Origin of the sequence: Sphingomonas sp. CCH5-D11 (genome assembly GCF_001557395.1) — a bacterium.
Classification (GTDB): Bacteria; Pseudomonadota; Alphaproteobacteria; order Sphingomonadales; family Sphingomonadaceae; genus Sphingomonas.
This window is the reverse complement of the sequence record NZ_LSKH01000322.1, coordinates 13,671-33,988: the sequence shown is the minus strand read 5'-3', so window position 1 is coordinate 33,988 and position 20,318 is coordinate 13,671. Positions and strand designations below refer to the sequence as shown.

Genomic DNA, 20,318 nt, shown 5'->3' with positions numbered 1-20,318 from the left:
GCCATGGACCGTCCAGCCCTGTTCCACCAGCAGCGCGACGGCGGCGCTGCTGGTGGAACAGGGCTGGACGGTCCATGGCCTCGCGCGGCGGCCAACCGGGCAGGACGGGGTTCAGCCGGTCGCAGCCGACCTGCAGGACGCGGCCGCCACGGCGGCGGCGTTGCGGGGCATCGATCCCGATGCGGTGTTCATTACCACCTGGCTCAGGCAGGATAGCGAGGCGGAGAATATCCGCGTCAACGCCGCCATGGTCCGCAACCTGCTGGACGGCCTGTCCAGGCCGACGGGGTCGCGCCATGTCGCGCTGGTCACGGGGCTGAAGCATTATCTCGGGCCGTTCGAGGCATATGGAAAGGGCACGCTGCCGCAGACGCCGTTCCGTGAGGAACAGGGCCGGCTGGATGTCGAGAATTTCTATTATGCGCAGGAGGACGAGGTGTTCGCCGCAGCGTCGCGCGACGGCTTCACCTGGAGCGTCCACAGGCCGCACACGGTGATCGGCCTGGCGGTCGGCAATGCGATGAACATGGGCACCACGCTGGCGGTGTACGCCACACTGTGCCGCGAGACGGGGCGGCCCTTCACCTTTCCAGGTTCGGCGGCGCAATGGAGCGGGCTGACCGACATGACGGACGCCGGCCAGCTCGCGCGGCACCTTCTCTGGGCTGCCGAAACCCCGGCGGCGCACGATCAGGCGTTCAACGTCGTCAATGGCGATGTCTTCCGCTGGCAGTGGATGTGGCGCCGCATCGCCGATTGGTTCGGCATCGAGGCGGCGCCGTTCGACGGCACGATACGCCCGCTCGAACAGCAGATGGCCGACGACGCCGGCCTGTGGCGGGAGATCGCCGAACGCGAGGGGCTGGCCGAACCGGACCTCAACCGCCTCGCCTCGCCCTGGCACACCGATGCCGACCTCGGCCGCCCGATCGAGGTCGTCACCGACATGTCGAAGAGCCGCCGGCTGGGCTTTACCGCCTACCAGCCCACCGACGACGCCTTCTTCGCCCTGTTCGAGCGTCTGCGCGCCAACAGGCTGATCCCGTGAGGTCCTGAGAAGACCGACTGGACCGAGGCGTGAACCGGCGGGCCGCCACCGCGGCCCGTCGATCCGTCACTCACGATGCAGCTTTCCCCGACCATGCCTCGGTCGCGGACTGCAGCACCGACATGGGCATGGGCCCGCTCGACAGCACCAGATCGTGGTAATCACGAACGTCGAAGCGGTCGCCCATCGCCGTGCGCGCTTTCTCGCGGGCGGCATGGATCGCGTTGGCGCCGACCTTGAAGCTGCACGCCTGCCCCGGATAAACGGCGTAGCGCGTCACCTCGCGGTCGGTCGCCTCCTGCTGCTCGCCGGCATTCTCCACCATCCAGGCGACCGCCTGCTGCTTGGTCCAGCGATGATGGTGAAGCCCGGTATCGACGACGATCCGCGCCGCCCGGAACAGTTCCGACTGCAGATAGCCGATCCGGCCAAAGGCATCGTCCTCGAACGCGCCAAGTTCGTCCGCCACCTGCTGCGCGTACAATGCCCAGCCCTCGGTATAGGAGGAGAAGCGGACGATGCGGCGAAACAGCGGCAGCGCGGGGGCGCGCCGCAGCATGCTGTACTGGAAGTGATGCCCGGGAATGCCCTCGTGATGGGTCAGCGTCGGCAGGCGCCAAAGGACATGCTCGTCCGGCCGATGGAGATTGATCGAGTAAACGCCTGGCTGTCCCGGCGCCCCTTCGGAGTAGAAGGCGCCTGGCGCCCCCGCCTCGATCGCTGGCGGGATGCGCCGCACGACGATCGGGTCGACCGCCGGATTGTTGAACGCCGCCGGCAACCGCGCGGTGATCGCCTTCAGATGGTCATTGGCCAACGCGAGCAGCTTGGCGCGGCCGGCATCGTCGTTCGACACGATGAAGCGCGGATCCGCATCAAGCGCAGCAATGCGCGCGATGACGCTGCCGCCGCTCATCCCCTGGGCCTTCAGCAACGTATCGATCTGCGCGGTAAGCGCGCGGCATTGCTCCAGCCCGATGCGATGCAGCTCGGCCGGGGACGTGTCGACCGTCGTGTTCGATCGCACCGCCGCGGCATAATAAGCGTCGCCATCGGGCAGCTTCCACACGCCGGCGCGCGCATCGGTGCGCGGCAGCAGGGCTTCCAGCACCTCGGCCTGCCGCGTCAGTGCCGGCTGGATGCGCGTGCGGAATATGCCCAGCGCCTGTGCCTCGACGTCGCCCAGGCTCTTCTCGCGGATGCGCTTCAGCGCGGGCGCGATCAGCGCCGATTGCAGCGGTTCGCCGTCGCGCAGCCCCTTGATCTGCACCATTGTCCGCTTGATCACGAAATCGGGCGGGATCACCCCCAGCCCGGCATCGTGGCGGATGCGATCGGTTTCCTGATCCAGCGCGGTGGCGAGCGCGGCTAGCCGCAGCAGCCATGCCTCCACATCCGCGCGCGTCTCGATCGGGTGGCGGCTGCCGATGAAGTCGGGCAGCCAGTAATAGGCGCCGTTCATCTGGCTGACGACATAAGGGCTCGGCCGCAGATTGCCGTCGACATAGCCATAGCGACCAAGCAGATCGCCCAGCGTCTCGTACACGAAGCGCGCCACCGCATGATCCAGCGCGCCGCGCGGCGAGAGCGCGGCCACGTCGATCGCGCCAAGCTGCGTCATCGCCCCCTTGATCGCCGCCTGGTCGCTCGCCCGCGCCGCCAGCGAGCGATCGTCCAGCCGGGCGCGCAGCGCCGCATTCGCGCCGACGTCGTAATCATTGCCGGTCGCTTCCTCGGGCGAGCGACGCAGATATGCCTCGCTATGCCGCTGGAGCAACGCGGCGAGCGCCGCATCGGCGCTTCCCCCGCCCTGCCCGAGCGCCGGCACCGCATGGCCGAACGCCAGGCTGGCGGCGGTGCCTTCAAGAAAACGACGACGATCGATCACGCAACTTACCCCCCGGACGCTCCGTCATTCCGGCCTTGCGCCGGGATCCAGGGTGCCGCAACCCGCCGCGTTCGAGAAACGAGCGACAGCGACTGCGGATCGCTGGATCCCGGCGCCGGGCCGGGATGACAAAGGTTCAACCCCTTAGAACTTGAAGCCGACGCTGCCGCCGATCACGCGGTACGATGGCTCCACCTGCACGCCCGAGTAGAACGCCTTTTCATAGGCGTTGGCGAAGTATTTCGCATCGAACAGGTTCTCGACATAGATCACCGCGCGGATCCTGTCCGTCTCGATCCCGGCTCGCAGGTTCACATTGTGGTAGCTCGGCGAGATGAACGGATAGACGTTGTAGCGATAGGCGTAAGGATTGGAGATCATCGTGTCGCGGAAGTTCCACTCCGCCCGCACGAAGCCGTCCAGCCCATCGGTCAGTTCGCGCTTGTACTGGGCCTGCGCGCCGAGCGTCCATTCGGGCGCATTGACCAGTTGCTCCCCGGTCACGTCCACCACCACGCCGTCGATCAGCGCGTTGGGGTAATCCTTGAACTTGCTCTTGTTCCAGCCGACCTGCGCGCTGAGCGAGAATTCGGGCGTGATGCGCGCGTCGAAGCTCGCTTCCGCGCCATAGCTTTCCGCCGCCGCCGCATTGGCGATGCCGCTCACGCCGCGCAGCAACCCGGTGGTCGGATCGATATACTGGAAGCGGATCGTCTGCTGGACGTTCTTCCAGTCCATGTAGAAACCGGTGACGTCGACGCGCACCTTGCCGTCGAACAGGTCGAACTTGGTGCCAAGCTCATAGTCCCACAGCGTTTCGGGCGCGAACTCATTGGCAAGATTGACGTTGTTGCTCGTCTGCGTACCGCCCGACTTGAACCCGCGTGAGGCATTGGCGAAGATCAGCCAATCCGGGTTTGCCTTGTAGCTCAGCGTGAACTTGGGCGACACGTCGTCGAACTTTGCGGTCCGGTCGTTGACGCCGGTCGTGATCAGGTTCGACTGGTTGATCGAGTTGTTCTTCACCGTCTCGCGCGAATAGCGCAGGCCAACGGTGGCGCCGAGCGCGTCGGTGATGTTCCACGTCCCCTGCCCGAACACCGCCCAATAGTCGCTCGAGCTGACGCTCTGCAGCCCCGTCACCGGCAGGCCTTCGCACTGCCTGTTGTACGAGGCCGGGCAAAGCGGGCTGGCGGTGCCGTGATAGGTCGACTGATCCATGTCGCCCGTGTCGCGGCCCGCCGTGACGCCGACGCTCCAGTCAAGGACGTTGCCGCTGCCGGTGGATTGCACCCGCAACTCGCCGCTGGTCGATTTGCGCAGCAGGCGCAGGTCTTCGTAGAAATAGTCGATGCTGCCGCCGTCGACGTCGCCATAATTCTCGACGGTCGACTTCAGCGATCCGGCGACGCCGGTGATCGCGACATTGCCGATTTCCCACACAGCGCGCGCGCTGACATATTCGAAAGAGCCGCCCACCTGCTGCGGACGGTTGAAGTTCACGCGCGTGGCATTGTCGGGAAAGAAGCCCACGCCATCGGGATTGCCGATATAGCCGGCGGTCCGGCCGTAATAGACCGACGCCCAGGTGGAGGTGACGAAGCCGGTCGGCACGCCGTTGCGCATGCCCACGGTCTCGTCCGAGAAGTTGTAGGTCATGTCGAGCGTGAAGTTCGGCGCGGGGGTCACGCGTCCCTGGATGCGATAGGTGTAATATTCGCTGTCGTTGCCGCCGCCGATCGGATTGATATTCTTGATGTAGCCGTCCGAATGCTCGTACTTGCCCGAGGCGCGGATCGCGAGAAGGTCGTCGATGACCGGCACGTTGACGGCGCCTTCGGCGCGCCAGGTGTCATAGCTGGCATAGCCGCCTTCGATGAACCCCTCGAAACGGTTGACCGGCTTCTTGGTCAGCACGTTGATCGCGCCGCCCACCGCATTGCGGCCGAAATAGGTGCCCTGCGGCCCGCGCAGCACCTCGATCCGCTCCAGATCGACGATCTGCGGGTTGCTGGTGCCGGCAGCGACGTTGAACTCGTCGATGTAGAAGGCATAGGTCGACTGGCGCACGTCGGCATAGGGGTTGAGCTGGTTCGAAATGCCGCGGATCGCCAGATCCTTGCGATCGCGCGAGCCGTTGCTCTGAAAGCTGACGTTCGGGGTCAGCGCGAAATAATCCTCCACGCTCTGCACGTTCTGGTCCTGCAGCGTCTCGGCCGTCACTGCGGTGATCGCGATCGGCACGTCCTGCAGGCTCTGCTCGCGGCGCTGCGCGGTGACGACGATGTCGTTCGACACCTGCGCCTCCGGTTCGCTCGTGCTGGCCAGTTCCTGCGCCGACGCCGGCGAGGCGAAGGCGGCGGCGATGGCGATGGCGGCGCACCCCAGCGCCGATCGCTCCCGGAACGTGAAATGCTTGATGTTCATGGTCAAAGTCCCTCCGCCCTCCGGCGACGCATGCGTCGCCGGGCCCTTGTTCTTCGCGATCCTCCTGCGTCGCTGCCGCCGTTCAGGCGGTCAGTTCGTCCAGCATTGCGGGTCCATCGGCCCCTTTGCGGGATCCAGTTCGCTGCGGACGAGCACGATCGAGGCGATCTTGCCGTCCTTCACCACGGCATGTCCGGCCGCCAGCGAGCAGGCGGCCTTGCCGCCCCGGCGCGACCGGATGACGTGGTAATTGTAGATCAGGCCGTCCTTTTCGAAGACTTCCTTGAACGGCACGACGATCTCCACCTCGCCGCCGCCCGACTGGATCCGCTGGAAATGCTTTGCCCAGCCATCAACACCAGAAATGACCGTGCGCCCCTCAAGCACCAGAGTCGCGTCGGGCGTGAAGAACTTGGAGAAGTTCTCCGCCGTATAGGCACCCGGCGTCTTGAATGCCTGGTTCCACCAGATGAACATGCGCGACAGGATATCGGTCGCAGGCTTTGGTGACGCCGCGGCGCCCTGAGTAACTGTCGCCGGGCGCGCTGCAACCGGTGAAGATAGCGCCATCAACGCCATAGCGGATGCAAGAACGACTTTCTTGTTCACGGCGTGCTCCCTGATATATTGTTTCTTATCGGCCGGCTGTTCAGCCTGAACCTCGCCGGGGAGTGTCATTCACTTGCAATGTTGTGGCAACGACATTGCAAACGCGCGTTCGTTGCACTCAGCGCAAATTAGCCGGCGGCACGGATCGGGGCGCGCCGCCAGGCCCGTTATTTCACCAGCAATATGCGGCTGTTGGGCGGATAGGCCCATTGCAGGCCGCTTTGCGTCACCACGCCATTGTCCTCCAGCGGGATCTTGATCTTGCGCGTCCCCCACTCGGGCACGACCGTGTAGACGAACAATTCCACCGACAGCAGATTGCCCGGCCGCAGCGTGTAGGTCATCCTCAGCGGGTTGAAATCGGCCATGGACGGCCCCGATCCATGTCCCAGATCACCTACCGAATGGCTGCCGATCACCACATCGGTCACCTTCGGGTCGGCGCTCGGCTCGTCATATTTGCCCAGCACGAAGCCAGGCGTGGCCGCCACCCGTTTGTTGACCGCCGCCAGCGCATCGCCCGCGGTGATGCCTGGCCGGATCACGTCCAGGATCATGGCGCGGATCGCCTGCCCCTTGTCATAGGCGCGCTGCACGCCGGCGGGCGGCGCATTCTCGCCCGCCTTCAGCACATAGGCCATGCGCTTCATGTCGGTATAGGCGGTCAGATAGTTCACGCCCCAGTCGACGGTGATGAGGTCGCCCGGCTGGATCACGTGATCGCCCGACACCGGCCCGCGCGGCCCTGGGCCCAGGATATAGATGCTCGGCAGCCCGAAACTGTTGCCCAGACCGAGCGTGTGGAGCTGCTCCATCATCCACCAGGCGACATCGCCCGTGGTGGTATGGCCCGGCCGGATCACCTCGTTAGACAGCGCCCGCTCGACGATCGTGCGTGAATATTCCCCTGCCTTGCTGAACGCCGCCAGCCCCAGGGCAGTGTTGCGCGAACGGAAGTCGGAGACGAGCTTCTCCGCCGACACCAGCCGCGCCGAAAAATCGGGCCCGAGTTCGGCGCGCAATCTCTCATGCAGCGAATGGCTCAGGCCATCGGCGCTGCCGATTTCCGTTGCGACGTTGATGCCGATCCTGCGGGGCTGGCGCGCCTTTACGAACGCCCCGAGCTCGGACGGCGCCGGCCGCAGGTCATACAGCGGGCATTGATCGAACGCCGCGCCGCCGATCCCGAACGCCGCGCGTTCGATCCGCCCGCCGCCGCGATCGGTGAACACATAATAGCCGATGTCGCCGATATAGCCGCCGCCCAGCAGCATTGCATTGGGATCATCATGCCCCTCACGCCCGGCGACGATCCACATGTCGATGCCGTTCTCGCGCATCGCCTCCGGCAGGATGATGTCGAGCTTGTCCTTGCGGATCTGGCACAATTCGTCCCACCGCCGCTTTGCCTCCTGCGCAGCGACCGGCGATGCGAGCACGGTGGAAAGCGCAAGGGCAAGAGCGAGAACGGATCGCGGCACCATCAACTCCCTGATCGAAACGGCAGACTGCACGATTCCTGACACATCGCAACCGTTTTCACGCGATATCGGGCCCTAGATGGTTTTCCTGCCACGCCGCCATGTCATTCCGGCGTGGCGCCGGGATCCAAGGTGCAGGCGCCGTGGCCAGTAACGGACCGCGCGCGGATGGATGGATCCCGGCGCGGCCGGGATGCGGCTGCGTCGAAAGGCAGCTCTCTGCGCACCTCGTTAGGCACGGCTGCGCTAACGGCGCGGCGAAAGCCACGCCTCACCGCGCGTCGTTGCGCACCACCTTGCCGCCTTTCATCACGAAGCCGATCGTGCGCAGCGCGCGGATGTCCTGCGTCGGATCGGCATCCACCGCGACGATGTCGGCGAGATATCCCTGCTTCAGCTCGCCGACCTCTGCCTCGACGCCCAGCATGCGCGCACTGTCGATCGTCGCCGAGCGCAGCGCCTGCGCCGGCGTCATCCCCGCGTCGACATACAGCTCCGCCTCGCGCACCGTGGCGGTCGTGCCCTCGTTCGGCTCCCACGGATATTGGTCGGTGCCAAGCGCGATGTTCACGCCATTGGCGATCGCGTCGCGCAGCGATTGCATATGCTGCTTGCCGACCGAGTCCACCCGCGCCAGGTACCAGGGCGGCGAGCCGATCTTGCGGTAAAATTCCTTGGCGCCATTCTGGCTGACGACGATCGTCGGCACGTACCAGACGCCCTTGGCCTTCATCTTCTTCAGCACCGGCGGGGTCAGGAAATAGCCATGTTCGAAACAGTCGATGCCGGCATCGATCGCCGCATCCGATGCGATCGGAGAGCCGGTATGGCCGGTCACCTTCACGCCGTTGCGATGCGCCACCTCGATCGCGGTGTTGAGCTCGTCATCGGTGAAGGGCGACGCCGCGATATCGCCATGCGTATCCGAGATGCCGCCGGAAATGCCCAGCTTGATCCAGGTCGCGCCGGCCTTCACCTGCTCACGCACCGCCTTGGCAAATTCGGCAGGGCCGTTCACCTCCAGCTTGCCGTGCCCGCCCGTCGGCACGATCGATGCGCCCGCGGTATGGATGCGCGGCCCGTCGAACACCCCTGCGTCGATCGCCTTCTTCACCGTGAAGTCGACGCCCGCGTCCGATCCGGTCAGCCGCATCGTGGTGACGCCCGACCACAGCGACTTTTGCGCATTGTCGAGCGTGCGCAGCGCCATTGAATCCACGCCCTCGTTATACACGCGCGCCGCGCCGGGCAGGTTCAGCGCCAGGTGGACGTGCATGTTCATGAGGCCCGGGATCAGCCACTTGCCCGTCATCGGCACGACCGTGGCCCCGGCCGGCACCGGCGTGGTGCCGCGCGGGCCGATGGCGGCAATCCGCTCGCCCTCGATCACCACCACCGCATCGCGGATCGGCGCCTTGCCGGCGAGATCGGCGACATTGCCGCCGACCAGCGCGATCGTCTGCGCGGACACGGAGGACGCAAGGAGGGTCAGGAAAGCGGCACCGGCGGCCAGGATGTGCTTCATCGTTCGTCCTTGTCACTCGCGCCCCGGCGAAGGCCGGGGCCCAGTTGGGCGTCGTTGATTGGAAGGCGCCACCATCAATCACTGCACTCTTCGCTACCGGACTCTGGCCTTCGGCGCGGAACAGCAGCGGGCAGCAATCAGCGTGCAATCGTCTCGGGATGGTCGTCGTCGCGATAGATCGCCCCGCCCTTCATCACGAAATCGAGCGTGCGCAAAGCGGCCACGTCCTTCGTCGGATCGGCATCCACCGCGACGATATCGGCATATTGCCCCGCCACGATCCGCCCGACCTGCGCATCCAGCCCAAGCATCTTGGCCGGCCGGATCGTCGCCGCCTGCAATGCGGCCAGCGGCGTCATCCCCGCCTTCTGGTACAATTCCGCCTCCGCGACCGTCGCGGTCGTCCCGTCGTTCGGCTCGAACGGAAACTGGTCGGTGCCCAGCGCGATGTTGACGCCCATGCGGATCGCCTTCTGCAGCATGGCCCAATGGTCCTTGCCGGTCGAGGCGACACGGTCGAGGTACCAGGGCGGCGAGCCGATCTTGCGATAGAATTCATAGGCGCCCGGCTGGCTCACCACCATTGTCGGCACCAGCCACACGCCCTGCGCCTTCATCTTGGTCAGCACCTCGTCGTTGAGGTGATAGCCGTGCTCGAAACAGTCGATGCCGAACTTCAGCGCCTGGAGCGCCGCTTCGGACGATCCGTTGTGCGCCGTCACCTTCACGCCATTGCGGTGCGCGACCTCGATAATCGTCGACAGTTCCGCATCGGTCATCGGCGCGGCCGAAATGCTCCCGTGCGTATCCGAGATGCCGCCGGAAATGGCTATCTTGATCCAGCTCGCGCCGCGCTTGATCTGCTCGCGCGCCACCTTGCTGAACTCGGCCGGGCCATCTGCCTCCAGCGATCCGTGCCCGCCGGTCGGCACGATCAGCTCGCCGGCGGATTCGATCCGCGGCCCGACCGCCTGCCCCTTGGCGATCGCCCGCTTCAGCATGAAGTCGATGCCATGATCCTCGGCGGTCAGCCGCACCGTCGTCACGCCCGCCATCAGGCTGCGCCGGGCATTGTGCGCCATGCGCAGCGCTTCCTCGCCATCCGTCTCGTTGAGCAGCGCATTGCCCTCGGCACCCGGCAGCTTCAGCCCGAAGTGGACGTGCATGTTCATGAGGCCCGGGATCAGCCACTTGCCGGCCATCGGCACGACCTTGGCCCCCGCCGGCACCGCCACCGATGCGGCCGGCCCGACCTGCAGGATCTTCTCGCCCTGCACCAGCACCACGGCATTCGGGGTCGTGCGCCCATTATCCACGTCGACGACATTACCGCCGACCAACGCCGTAACCGGTGCAGCCTCCTGCGCCGCCACGGCACTCGCCGACACGGTCGCCAGCGCGGCAAGCGCTGTGCGCCAAAGCTTCATTGCGTCCCTCCCTGAAGATGGTGCGAGACTGCGGGATCTGCCCACGAAGACAATGCGAAAAGTCGCGTGACATAATTGCGTCAAACGCAACGCAAAGCACAATTGCTTACGTTTGAGGCAACGCAGAAGCCAGAAAGTGTCCTGTTTTCCTGTCGTTAGCTCCCGAATGCTCACTGCGCGCAAGTCGTCGTCCGAAAGGTTGCATTCCCGCCGCAACGCGACACGATTGGCACCAAGAAAAGGGGGGCCGCACTTTGCCGAACGATCCACGCCTGTTCACACGCCGCACCACGCTCGGCCTGCTGGCGGCGAGTGCCCTGGCCCCGGCCCCGGCCTTTGCGCAGGCGGACCAGGGCGCCAGGCTGCGGGCCTTGCTGGACCGCAGCGCAGCGGCCGAGGCGGCGCTCGACCCGCTGCGCGCGGCCCGCAACGGTACCACAAGCGGCGCGCTGTTCGTTGATCCGCTAAGTGACGCTTACGAGGCGCAGCTGCGCGCCGACAAGCAGCGCGACGCCGCCGAACTCGCCACCATCGATCGGACCGCGCTCGGCCCGGTGGACCGGATCGCCTATGACGTATTTGCCTACAAGACGCGGCAGATGCTCGACCTCATCACCACCGGGCTGTTTGCCGTGCAGCGCATGGCGCCGCTTAACCCGTCCTTCGGGTTGCACGTCGAATTCCCTGACTTCCTCGCCGGCGCCAAATACGAAAGCGCTGCCGACTATGACGACACGCTGGCCCGGTTCGATGGCTTTGTCGGCTATATGAACAGCAATGTCGCGCGATTGCAGCAGGGCCTCGCTGCTGGGCAGGTGCAGCCGAAGATCATCGTCACCAACGTGCTGGCGCAGGTCAACGCCATGCTTGCGCTGCCGATCGAGCGAAGCCCGTTCTGGACCGGCATCACACGCCTGCCCGACACGATGCCGGCCGCCGAACGCACCCGCATCACCAATGCCTTTCGCCAGGCGATCGGGGACAAGGTGTACCCCGCCTATCGCCACTGGGCGACCTACCTGCGCGGCACCTATCTGCCCCGCGCGCTCGAAGCGCCCGGCCGCAGCGCGATGAAGGACGGCGCGCGGCTCTACGCCTGGGAGCTACAGCGCCATACGACGACCAGGCGCAGTGCCGACGACATTCACACGCTTGGCCTCTCCGAAGTCGCGCGCATCCGCGCCGAGATGGAGAAGGTCCGCGCGAAAGTTGGTTTCACAGGCGATCTCAAGGCGTTCTTCGAGCACATTCGCACCGACCCTCAATATTATTGCAAGACACCCGACGAACTGCTCGCCCGCTTCAAGGCGATCGAGGCGAAGATCTGGCCCGGCATTCCAAGGCTGTTCCACGATCGCCCCAAGGCGCCGTTCGAGGTTCGCCCGCTGCCGGCGCTCGGCGACCAGCGCGGCACCGGCTATTACCGGCCCGGTCCGCCCGACGGCGTCTCGCCGGGCGTGCTCTATTTCAACATGTCGATGCTGAACACGCGGCCGATTTCTACGCTGGAAACGCTGACGCTGCACGAGGGCATTCCCGGCCACCATTTCCAGCTCACGCTCGCGATTGAGAATGCGGCGCTGCCGCCGCTGCTGCGGCACGGCCAGGCCACCGCTTATACCGAAGGCTGGGGGCTGTATTCAGAATCGCTCGGGCCGGAACTCGGCATGTTCGGCGATCCGATGCAATTGTTCGGGCACCTCGACATGGAAATGCTGCGCGCCGTGCGGCTGGTGGTCGACACCGGCCTCCACGCCAAGGGCTGGGGCCGGCAACAAGCGATCGACTACATGCTCGACAACACCTCCATGGCGCCGCGCGACGTGGCGGTCGAGATCGACCGCTACATCGCCTATCCGGGCCAGGCCTGTGCGTACAAGATCGGCGAACTCAAGTTCCGCGAGTTGCGCGAAGCCGCGACCGCGAAGCTCGGGGCGAAGTTCGACGTGCGCGATTTTCACCGGCAGGTGCTGAACACCGGCGCGCTGCCGATGGACGTGCTTGACGCCAAGATCCGCGGCTGGATCGCTGCCGGCGGCGGCCCGGCGTGACCGCCCGAAAGATCGCACGCCCGCACCGCTGGCTGCTGCTGATCCCGTTCCTCTGGCAGGTCGGCTGCATCCCGCTCGTCAATGACGTCGCATGGCGCCCCTTTTCGCTGCCCTTCCCGATGGTTTGGCAGATGGCGGGGATCATCGTCACCTCGATCGTGATCGCCACGGTCTTCGCGATCGACCGCAAGAACCCCGAGTTCGCACAGGATGACGCGGCATGATCCTCGCCCTCACCCTTGCCGTCGTCCTCGGCACCATGGCCGGCGCATTGCTGTCCGCGCGGCGGCAGGCGAAGGCGCGCACGCTCACCGAATGGGCGGTCGGCGGGCGCAAGTTCGGCGTGCTGATCTTCTGGTTCCTCAACGCCGGGGAGATCTACACCACCTTTGCCGTGCTCGGCATTTCGGGCTTCGCCTGGGCCTATGGCGCGCCCGCCTATCTGGCGCTCACCTCCGTCTCGCTGTCCGCCACGATCGGCTATTGGCTGATGCCGCTGATCTGGAACGCCGGGCGGAGGCACGGCCTGGTGACTCAGGCCGATTTCTTCGCCGCGCATTATCGCGCGACCTGGCTCGGCGTCGTTGTCGGCCTAGCGGGGATCGCGGCGCTGATCGTCTATGTCCAGATCCAGATCGTAGCGCTCAGCCTCATCGTCCGCATGACGCTTGGGCCGGAGGTATCGCCCGCGCTGTCCGCGATCATCGCCGCCGTCTTCATGCTCGGCTTCGTCTTCTTCGCCGGCCTGCGCTCCGCCGCCTTTGCTGCCGGGGTGAAGGACGTGCTGATGGTGCTGATCGTCATCGGCCTGTGCGCGAGCGTGGCAAGCAAGGTCGGCGCGGCCTCGATGCTGGATGTCTACCGTCTCGCGCAGGACAGCTTTCCCGGCATCGGCAGACTGCCGGGGCTGCAGCCCGGCGCGGGGCTGAGCCAGGTGTGGCTGATGACCTCCGCGCTCAATGTCGCGCTCGGCAACTGGATCCTGCCGCATCTGTTCCAATTGTGCTTTTCGGCCGGCAGCGAGGCGACGATCCGCCGTAACGCCATCTGGCAGCCGATCTATTCGCTATCCTATTTCTTCATCATCCTGCTCGGCTTCGCGGCATTGCTCGCGGGAACGCAGCCGGCGGGCGGCGACACCAATGCAGTGCTGCTGCAGTTCGTCGCCGATCGCTATCCGGCCTGGGTGGTGGGCATCTTCGCCGGCACCGCCTGCCTGCTGGCGCTGGTGCCGGGATCGGTGCTGTTGCTGACGGCCGGGTCGATCTTCAGCCGCAACGTGCTGCTGCCGCTCCGGCCGGCTCTGTCGGAGCGCGCGACCCTGCTCGCCTCGCGGCTGTCGATGATCGGCTTCGCCGCCGCTGCGGTCTATCTGACGCTCGGCGGCTCCAAGTCGCTCGTCGAGATCGGCCTGTCCGCTTATGCCGCGATCGGCATGCTCGCGCCCGGCGTATACGCCGCGTTCCTGTGGCCGCGCGCGAATGCCAGAGGCGTGTTCCTCGGCATCGTGGCGGGCTATTGCGCGCTTCTGCTTCCCCAGGCGCAGGAGCTATGGAAGGCATTGCTGCCCGGATGGGAGCCGGGGCTGATCGCGATGGCGGTCAACGCCGCGGTGATGGTGGCGGCGTGCCTCGCGCTGCCGGAACGAAAGCCCACGGCATTGGCCACCGTCTAACCGCCTCCCCTTCGTCATGCCGGCCGCAGTGCCGGCATCCACCGGGCCGCATATCCTCATGCGGGCGGTTTGCGGGCCGGTGGATGCCGGGACAAGCCCGGCGTGACGGGTAAATTTTGGTTTCAGCTACAACCCGTTCGCCCTGAGCCTGTCGAAGGGCGTGCCACCGGCGACACCGCTCGGGGCACGTGCTTCGACAGGCTCAGCACGAACGGGGAGAGGGCGAGTTCCTCCGCCCTTCCCCCCCTCAGCTCCAGCTCTTCAGCTTCGCCTCGATTACTGCCAGTAGCCGCGCCGGCGCCCCGTCGAGCTGTCGCCCGAGCCGATGGATCAGGCTGACCGTGCTATGCTCGATCGCATCGTCGATCAGCGGCCGGGCGACCAGCGACCCCTCCTCCAGCTCGGCGATGGCGGAAATGCGCGGCAGCACCGTTACCGCTCGCCCGCCCTTGGCGATTTCGCGCATCATCGCGATCGATGTCGTCACCAGCCGCGGCTCCAGGCACACCTGCGCGCGCTTCTGCGCATCGTTCAGTGTCGCGCGAATGCGGAAACCGCCCGGCGGCAGGCACATTTCGAACGTTGCCAGATCGGCAACGGTCAATGCCTCCATCGCCGCTGCCGGATGATCGGGCGCGCACAAGACCAGCAACGGCTGCGCCACCGCCGCCCGCGTGCGGATCTTGGGCTCGCTGGTGGTCGACAGGATCATGCCGATATGCGCCTCGTCCTCGATCACCATGCGGATGATCTCGGCGCTGGGGCAGCTGGTGACCGACACGGCGATCCCAGGGTTCTTTGCCTGGAACGCCTCGATCATCGCGGTGAACGGCGGCCCGAAAAATCCCTCGCCGATCGCCAGGTCGACCCGCCCGGTCTTGACCTCGCGCAGCTCCTGGATCTGGTTCAGCAGCCCCTCGCGCCCGGCCAGCTGGTTCTTGTGATATTCATAGGCGAGCTGCCCCGCCTCGGTCAGCCGGATCGAGCGCCGCCCCCGCTCGATCAGCGGCACCCCCAGTTCATATTCGAGCTGCGCGATCTGCCGGCTGATCGAGGATACCGCGACGCCGATCTTGTCGCTGGCCAGACGCATCGATCCAAGGTTCGCCGCTTCATAGAAATACTGAAGTGCACCGTCCCACATGATTCACCCCCCGGTGATGTGACAGAATGAAGACTGACATAAGTTGCGCGGATCGCAACATGATTCGCGCTTCGTTGCCCTTGTTGCGACATTCGCTTCCCCGTTACGGCTATCGGAAGGGCAATCGCCCGCGGGGAAGGGAACCGATGAACAAGCGATCGCGCGCGGATTGGCGTGGCTATATACCCGCAATCACCACGCCCTTTGATGCGGAACGCAATCTGGACCTGAAGGCGCTGGGCGGCTTGCTCGAATGGCTGCACGGCGAGGGGATGCATGGCCTGCTGATCGCCGGCACCACCGGCGAATGGCCCAGCCTTTCGGACCCGGAACGTGCCGAACTGTTCGCTGCCGCCGGTGCGCAGCTCAAGGGCAAGCTGCCGCTGCTGGCCGGCTGTACCGCTTATACGCCGCGCCAGGTGCTGGCGCTTGCCGATCATGCCGCGGCGAGCGGCTTCGACGGAATCGTCGTCACCCCGCCGCCTTACTACAAGCCGTCGGACGAGGAGATCCTGGGCTTCTACGCCGATCTCTCCGCCGCCACGCCGCTGCCGATCTGCGTCTACAACTGGCCACCGGGCACCGGGATCGACATGCCGCTCGACCTGCTGAAGCGGATCGCCGCGCTGGAGAATGTCGTCGCGATCAAACAGTCGACCAGCAACCTGCGCGGCTTCATCGACACCTTCTTCGCGCTCAACGACGAGGTGCGCGTGTTCGGTCATTCGATGGACGAACACGGCCTCACATTCCTGCGCGCGCATGGCGGCGACGGCACGATGGGCGCGGGCGCGGTGCTCGGCCGCACCCATCCCGATTTCTACAACAAGCTGTGGGCCGGCGACGTGGAGGGCGCGCGCGCCTGCGGTCGCCAGGATCGGGTGATCCTCGATCAATGGTACACGCCCGAACTGGTCGGCCGCTTCGGCTCCGGCCCGGCGATCCTGAAGGCCGCGCTCAACGCGCAAGGGTTGCCCGGCGGCTATGTCCGCGCGCCGCTCCGCGATGTGTCGGCGGGGGATGCGGAAATAATCCGGGAGACTCTGGTCGAACTCGGGCGCATCTAGGCTCCATGGACCGGGCGGACGTGGCGATCATCGGTGGCGGGCTGATCGGCTGCGCCACCGCCTGGCGCCTGGCGCTCGCTGGCGCGTCGGTGGTTTTACTGGAGGCCGGTGACGTCAACACCGGCGCCTCGGGCCAGAATGCCGGCTCGCTCCACTTCCAGATCGAGCGTCGCTTTCTCGAAAACGGCGATGCGCTGGCCGACCAGGCCGCCGGCATCGTCGCGCTCAGCCGGCTTGCGGTCGAGGACTGGCGCGGGATCGAGCGGGAGCTTGGCGCCAGGCTCCACGTCGCCATGAAGGGCGGGCTGATGGTCGCGGAAACGCCTGAACAGGTGGCGCTGCTGGAGCGCAAGGCGGATCGCGAGCGACGCGAGGGCCTATCGGTCGAAACAGTCGACGGCGCCATTGCCCGCACCCATGCGCCCTATCTGTCGGAGCGCATTCTCGCCGCCAACCTCGCGCGCGACGAAGGTCATGCCGATCCCAAGGCAATCACGCCCGCGCTGGCCGCCGCGGCACGCGCAGCAGGCGCCGAGCTGCGCATGCACACGCCAGTCGACACCATCGCCCGGCACGGTGCCGGATTCCGGCTCGGCGGCAGCAGCGGCTGGTCGCTTGCCACCGATCGCGTGCTTGTCGCGGCAGGGGCGTGGACGGCGCCGCTGTGCGCCCGCGCGAACCTCCACATGCCGCTCTATCCCGTCGCATTGCTGATGAACGCCACGGTGCGCACCGCGCCGCTGGTGCCGCACCTCGTTCAGCACGTCGGCCGCCGCCTGTCGCTGAAACAGACCTATGCCGGCAATCTGCTGATCGGCGGCGGCTGGCCCTCGCGCCTCGCCCAGAACGCCCGCGGCTTCGACCTGTCGCGCAAGGCCTCGCTGATCCCGGACTCGCTCACCGGCAACCTGCGCGCCGCGACCGACACGGTGCCCGCCATTGCCGGGCTTGATCTGCTGCGCAGCTGGACGGGCGTCACCGCCATCTCCGCCGATCAGCTTCCGATCGTGGGCGAAGTGCCGCGCATGCCCGGGCTGTACGTTGCGGCGGGCGGATCGGCCTTCACCCTCGGCCTCACCTTCGCCCGTCTGCTCGCCGGCGCGATGAGCGGGCAGTCGGTTCCCGAGCTCGCGATCGTCTCGCCCGCCCGGTTCGAGCACCTGAACGGGTTCATGGGGTGAGCGCGCGACGCACCTCCGCCGAAGCCTCGACGGTCACGCTGATCGTCGATGGCGAGCCGCTGGTCGCCGCCGCGGGTGAGACGATCGCCGCCGCGATGCTGGCGGGTGGGCGCATCGCCTTTCGCCGCGACACGCAGGGGCGCCCGCGTGGCCTGTTCTGCAACATGGGCAGTTGCGGAGAATGCACCGTCACGCTCGCGCGCAGCGGCCGCCGTGTTCGCGCTTGCCTGGTCGAAGCGACCGACGGGCTGGAGCTCACGACCCTTGGCTGACCCCCTCACCTTCGACGTCGCGATCATCGGCGGCGGCCCCGCCGGCCAGGCCGCGGCGCTGGTGCTCGCGGATCACGACGTATCGATCGCGGTGATCGACGAACAGCCGCGCCCCGGTGGCCAGATCCTTCGCCAGCCACCGCGCCGCGGTGCGGACTGGCTGCCGGGACGCAGCTATGCCGCGCTCAAGCACCAGCTCTGCCGCTTCGAGGCGCTCGACGGCGTCGCGTGGCTCGGCGGCCGATCGGTGCTCGATTGCCAGCCCGGCCGCCTGCTCGTCCACGGGCCGGACGGCACGCAGGCGATCGCCGCCAGGCACATCCTGATCGCCTCGGGGTGCCAGGATCTTGCCGTGCCGCTCCCCGGCTGGACGCTGCCCGGCGTCTATGCCGCAGGCGGGATCCAGGCTTTGCTCAAGAGCCAGCACATCCTGGCCGGCGAGCGGATCCTGCTCGCCGGCACGCACCCGCTGCAGCTCGTCATCGCCGAACAGATCATTCACGCCGGCGGCAGCGTCGCGGCGGTGCTGTTCGCCCAGCCGCAGCGCGCAATGCTCGCCCCCTTGCTCCGCGCGCCCGCGACGGCGGCGCGCCGCGCGCGCGATCTTCTCGCCGGGGGCAGCGCCATGCGCACGCTGCGCCGCGCCGGCGTGCCCGTCCACTTCGGCACCGGCCTGGCTCGCGTCATCGGCACCGACCAGGTCGAGGCCGCCGAAACCAGCGCCGAAATCAGCGCCCGCACGATAACCTGCGATGCGATCGGCCTGTGCTATGGCTTCGTGCCGCAATCCGCCCTTCCCCGCATGGCCGGCGCGCAGGTCGTCGCGGCCGGGCCGGCAGGCGGCTGGCGCGCCACGCATGACGGCTGGATGCGCGCCTCTGCACCCGGCATCCATGTCGCGGGCGAAGTGACCGGTGTCGCCGGCGCGGAAGCGGCGCGGGCGGCAGGCACCATCGCCGGGCTGGGCATCGCGCTAGACCTTGGTCTGGTCACGCCCGCCGCCGCCGAGACCGCCGCCCGCCCCGCCCGCCGCGGACTCGCGCAGCACCGCGCGTTCGCGGGCCTGCTCGACGCCATCGCCGACCCGCGCGCCTACCTGCCCGCCCCGGAGCCCGACACGTTGATCTGCCGCTGCGAGGATGTGCCGCTCGCCCCGATTGAGCAGGCTGTCGCGACCGGCGCCTCGGCCAACGCCGTCAAGCTCGCCACGCGTTGCGGCATGGGCCTGTGCCAGGGGCGCAATTGCGAGCCCACGTTGCTGCGCCTTGTGGCCGACGCAGGCCGACCTGGCGACCCAGGCTTCACCGCGCGCTTTCCCGCCCGCCCGGTCGCGATCGGCGACCTTCTCGCCTGAGTGCCGGGCCTGACCGTTGCAACCGAGGCAACGATGTTTGCGCCGCCGCCGAATTGCCTGCGCGCCGCCGCCCCCGCACACTGGCGCCTCATCCTCAAGGAGTTTGCCATGAGCGCCGCGCCGCCCAAGCCCCGCTTCCTCTCGGTCGACCATATCTCCTGGACGGTGCCCGACCTGGACGCCGCCGTCGCCTTCTACCGCGACGTGATCGGTGCCGAGGAGCTGTTCCGCATGGGGCCGATGGACGCCGCCGACATCCCGCTGGACGATCAGGGCCGCGACTGGATGGAAACGCATGTCGGCGTTCCCGGCGCCCGGCTCACGCTGGTGATGATGAAGCTCACCGACAACATGAACTTTCAGCTCGTCCAGTACGACAAGCCTGTCGACCGCCGCCAGGATCTGCCGCGCAATTGCGATCGCGGCGGGCATCACCTCGGCCTCAAGGTCGACGATGTCGAGGCCGCGATCGCCTATCTCACCGCGCACGGCTGCACCGCGTCGGAGATCATCCACATCGATGCCGGCCCGCTCGCCGGCAAGAAGAATGTCTATGTGCTCGATCCCTTCGGGCACCAGCTCGAAATCGTCGACTGAAGGAGACCGCCCGATGGCCAATACCAAGATCAACCCCGCCGGCCTCTACGATGCGGTCGGCTACGGCTTCTCGCACGCCAGCCTGCAGGCGGGCGGCCGCACGCTCCACCTCGCGGGGCAGGTGGCGTGGGACAAGGACGGGAATGTCGTCGGCGCCGGCGATCTCGCCGCACAGACCGCCCAGGCGCTCGCCAACCTCAAGGCCGTGCTCGAAGAAGCCGGCGCGACGCCTGCCAACGTCGTGCGGCTGCGCACCTATGTCGTCGATCACAGCCCCGACAAGCTCGGCCCCGTGCTGGGCGCGATCGGCGCCTTCTACGGCGATGCGATGCCGGCCCCCAACACCTTCATCGGCGTCGCCGCGCTCGCGCTGCCTGATTTCCTGGTCGAGATCGAGGCGACCGCCGCGCTCGACTGACACGCCTTTGCCGCCACGATCCAGCGCCCGCGCCGCTCCCCGGCGCGGGCGTTTTCTTGCTCCCGTGTCATCAGCCTGCCGCACGAATCCACTAACGCAGAGATCAGAAATTACGTGCAAAAGCACATGCCTTCGGCTAATTTCCGGCTCCGTG

General features: G+C 66.8%; 17 protein-coding genes. 10 read left to right on the top strand and 7 right to left on the bottom strand.

From position 1 onward, the window contains the following. The first annotated feature begins 46 nt into the window (after window positions 1-46). Window positions 47-1,048: an SDR family oxidoreductase gene (locus AX702_RS20075; protein ID WP_082746395.1), complete on the top strand. Its 1,002-nt coding sequence runs from the start codon at window positions 47-49 to the stop codon at window positions 1,046-1,048. Window positions 1,049-1,118: 70 nt separating this feature from the next. Here AX702_RS20075 and AX702_RS20070 read toward each other — a convergent pair whose 3' ends face one another. The 6 genes from AX702_RS20070 to AX702_RS20045 all read right to left on the bottom strand — a co-directional run bounded on the left by AX702_RS20070 (window position 1,119) and on the right by AX702_RS20045 (window position 10,405). Further along, on the bottom strand, window positions 1,119-2,936 hold the full coding sequence (locus AX702_RS20070; protein ID WP_066782153.1) for a DUF885 domain-containing protein: 1,818 nt from the start codon (window positions 2,934-2,936) through the stop codon (window positions 1,119-1,121). A 144-nt stretch (window positions 2,937-3,080) separates the two neighbouring features. Then, complete coding sequence (locus AX702_RS20065; RefSeq protein WP_066782152.1) at window positions 3,081-5,363, bottom strand: TonB-dependent receptor; 2,283 nt, start codon at window positions 5,361-5,363, stop codon at window positions 3,081-3,083. A gap of 90 nt (window positions 5,364-5,453) precedes the next feature. After that, entirely contained in the window at window positions 5,454-5,972 is a 519-nt protein-coding gene (locus AX702_RS20060) for a hypothetical protein (protein WP_231731972.1), read from the bottom strand. Between the two features lie 167 nt (window positions 5,973-6,139). Further along, complete coding sequence (locus AX702_RS20055) at window positions 6,140-7,453, bottom strand: M24 family metallopeptidase (protein ID WP_197420702.1); 1,314 nt, start codon at window positions 7,451-7,453, stop codon at window positions 6,140-6,142. Between the two features lie 271 nt (window positions 7,454-7,724). Next, window positions 7,725-8,978 (bottom strand): amidohydrolase family protein, encoded by a 1,254-nt coding sequence (locus AX702_RS20050; RefSeq protein WP_066782150.1) that lies wholly within the window; start codon window positions 8,976-8,978, stop codon window positions 7,725-7,727. Window positions 8,979-9,115: 137 nt separating this feature from the next. After that, on the bottom strand, window positions 9,116-10,405 hold the full coding sequence (locus AX702_RS20045; RefSeq protein WP_066782149.1) for an amidohydrolase family protein: 1,290 nt from the start codon (window positions 10,403-10,405) through the stop codon (window positions 9,116-9,118). 254 nt (window positions 10,406-10,659) lie between these two features. On the opposite strand from AX702_RS20045, the gene AX702_RS20040 reads away from it, so the two are divergent. Genes AX702_RS20040 through AX702_RS20030 form a run of 3 tightly spaced genes read left to right on the top strand, consistent with a single transcriptional unit; the run spans window position 10,660 to window position 14,131 of the window. Then, window positions 10,660-12,456 (top strand): DUF885 domain-containing protein, encoded by a 1,797-nt coding sequence (locus AX702_RS20040; RefSeq protein ID WP_066782148.1) that lies wholly within the window; start codon window positions 10,660-10,662, stop codon window positions 12,454-12,456. After that, window positions 12,453-12,680, top strand: a complete 228-nt coding sequence (locus tag AX702_RS20035; RefSeq protein WP_066782147.1) for a DUF3311 domain-containing protein — start codon at window positions 12,453-12,455, stop codon at window positions 12,678-12,680. Before AX702_RS20040 ends, AX702_RS20035 begins: the two co-directional genes overlap by 4 nt. Beyond that, window positions 12,677-14,131 carry a sodium:solute symporter family protein gene (locus AX702_RS20030; RefSeq protein WP_066782146.1) on the top strand — a complete coding sequence of 485 codons (1,455 nt, stop codon included), beginning with the start codon at window positions 12,677-12,679 and terminating at the stop codon, window positions 14,129-14,131. Before AX702_RS20035 ends, AX702_RS20030 begins: the two co-directional genes overlap by 4 nt. 247 nt (window positions 14,132-14,378) lie before the next feature. On the opposite strand, the gene AX702_RS20025 is transcribed toward AX702_RS20030, so the two are convergent. Further along, window positions 14,379-15,275 carry a LysR family transcriptional regulator gene (locus AX702_RS20025; protein ID WP_066782145.1) on the bottom strand — a complete coding sequence of 299 codons (897 nt, stop codon included), beginning with the start codon at window positions 15,273-15,275 and terminating at the stop codon, window positions 14,379-14,381. 146 nt (window positions 15,276-15,421) lie between these two features. Here AX702_RS20025 and AX702_RS20020 point away from each other — a divergent pair, with 146 nt between their 5' ends. From AX702_RS20020 to AX702_RS19995, 6 genes are all read left to right on the top strand, one after another. Further along, on the top strand, window positions 15,422-16,342 hold the full coding sequence (locus AX702_RS20020) for a dihydrodipicolinate synthase family protein (protein ID WP_066782144.1): 921 nt from the start codon (window positions 15,422-15,424) through the stop codon (window positions 16,340-16,342). Between the two features lie 5 nt (window positions 16,343-16,347). Further along, complete coding sequence (locus AX702_RS20015) at window positions 16,348-17,523, top strand: NAD(P)/FAD-dependent oxidoreductase (protein WP_066782143.1); 1,176 nt, start codon at window positions 16,348-16,350, stop codon at window positions 17,521-17,523. Next, window positions 17,520-17,795, top strand: a complete 276-nt coding sequence (locus AX702_RS20010) for a 2Fe-2S iron-sulfur cluster-binding protein (protein ID WP_093067453.1) — start codon at window positions 17,520-17,522, stop codon at window positions 17,793-17,795. The genes AX702_RS20015 and AX702_RS20010 overlap by 4 nt, the downstream gene beginning before the upstream one ends. Beyond that, window positions 17,788-19,149 carry an FAD/NAD(P)-dependent oxidoreductase gene (locus tag AX702_RS20005; RefSeq protein WP_066782142.1) on the top strand — a complete coding sequence of 454 codons (1,362 nt, stop codon included), beginning with the start codon at window positions 17,788-17,790 and terminating at the stop codon, window positions 19,147-19,149. Before AX702_RS20010 ends, AX702_RS20005 begins: the two co-directional genes overlap by 8 nt. A gap of 108 nt (window positions 19,150-19,257) precedes the next feature. Further along, window positions 19,258-19,746, top strand: a complete 489-nt coding sequence (locus tag AX702_RS20000; RefSeq protein ID WP_066782156.1) for a VOC family protein — start codon at window positions 19,258-19,260, stop codon at window positions 19,744-19,746. Window positions 19,747-19,759: 13 nt separating this feature from the next. Beyond that, on the top strand, window positions 19,760-20,164 hold the full coding sequence (locus tag AX702_RS19995; RefSeq protein WP_066782141.1) for a RidA family protein: 405 nt from the start codon (window positions 19,760-19,762) through the stop codon (window positions 20,162-20,164). Window positions 20,165-20,318: the final 154 nt, after the last annotated feature.

Excerpts from the sequence above, each read along its gene's own strand:
- AX702_RS20065 (WP_066782152.1), bottom strand. The coding sequence starts at position 5,363 with ATGAACATCAAGCATTTCACGTTCCGGGAGCGATCGGCGCTGGGGTGC.
- AX702_RS20050 (WP_066782150.1), bottom strand. The coding sequence starts at position 8,978 with ATGAAGCACATCCTGGCCGCCGGTGCCGCTTTCCTGACCCTCCTTGCG.
- AX702_RS20045 (WP_066782149.1), bottom strand. The coding sequence starts at position 10,405 with ATGAAGCTTTGGCGCACAGCGCTTGCCGCGCTGGCGACCGTGTCGGCG.
- AX702_RS20030 (WP_066782146.1), top strand. The coding sequence starts at position 12,677 with ATGATCCTCGCCCTCACCCTTGCCGTCGTCCTCGGCACCATGGCCGGC.
- AX702_RS20025 (WP_066782145.1), bottom strand. The coding sequence starts at position 15,275 with ATGTGGGACGGTGCACTTCAGTATTTCTATGAAGCGGCGAACCTTGGA.
- AX702_RS20020 (WP_066782144.1), top strand. The coding sequence starts at position 15,422 with ATGAACAAGCGATCGCGCGCGGATTGGCGTGGCTATATACCCGCAATC.
- AX702_RS20015 (WP_066782143.1), top strand. The coding sequence starts at position 16,348 with ATGGACCGGGCGGACGTGGCGATCATCGGTGGCGGGCTGATCGGCTGC.
- AX702_RS20000 (WP_066782156.1), top strand. The coding sequence starts at position 19,258 with ATGAGCGCCGCGCCGCCCAAGCCCCGCTTCCTCTCGGTCGACCATATC.
- AX702_RS19995 (WP_066782141.1), top strand. The coding sequence starts at position 19,760 with ATGGCCAATACCAAGATCAACCCCGCCGGCCTCTACGATGCGGTCGGC.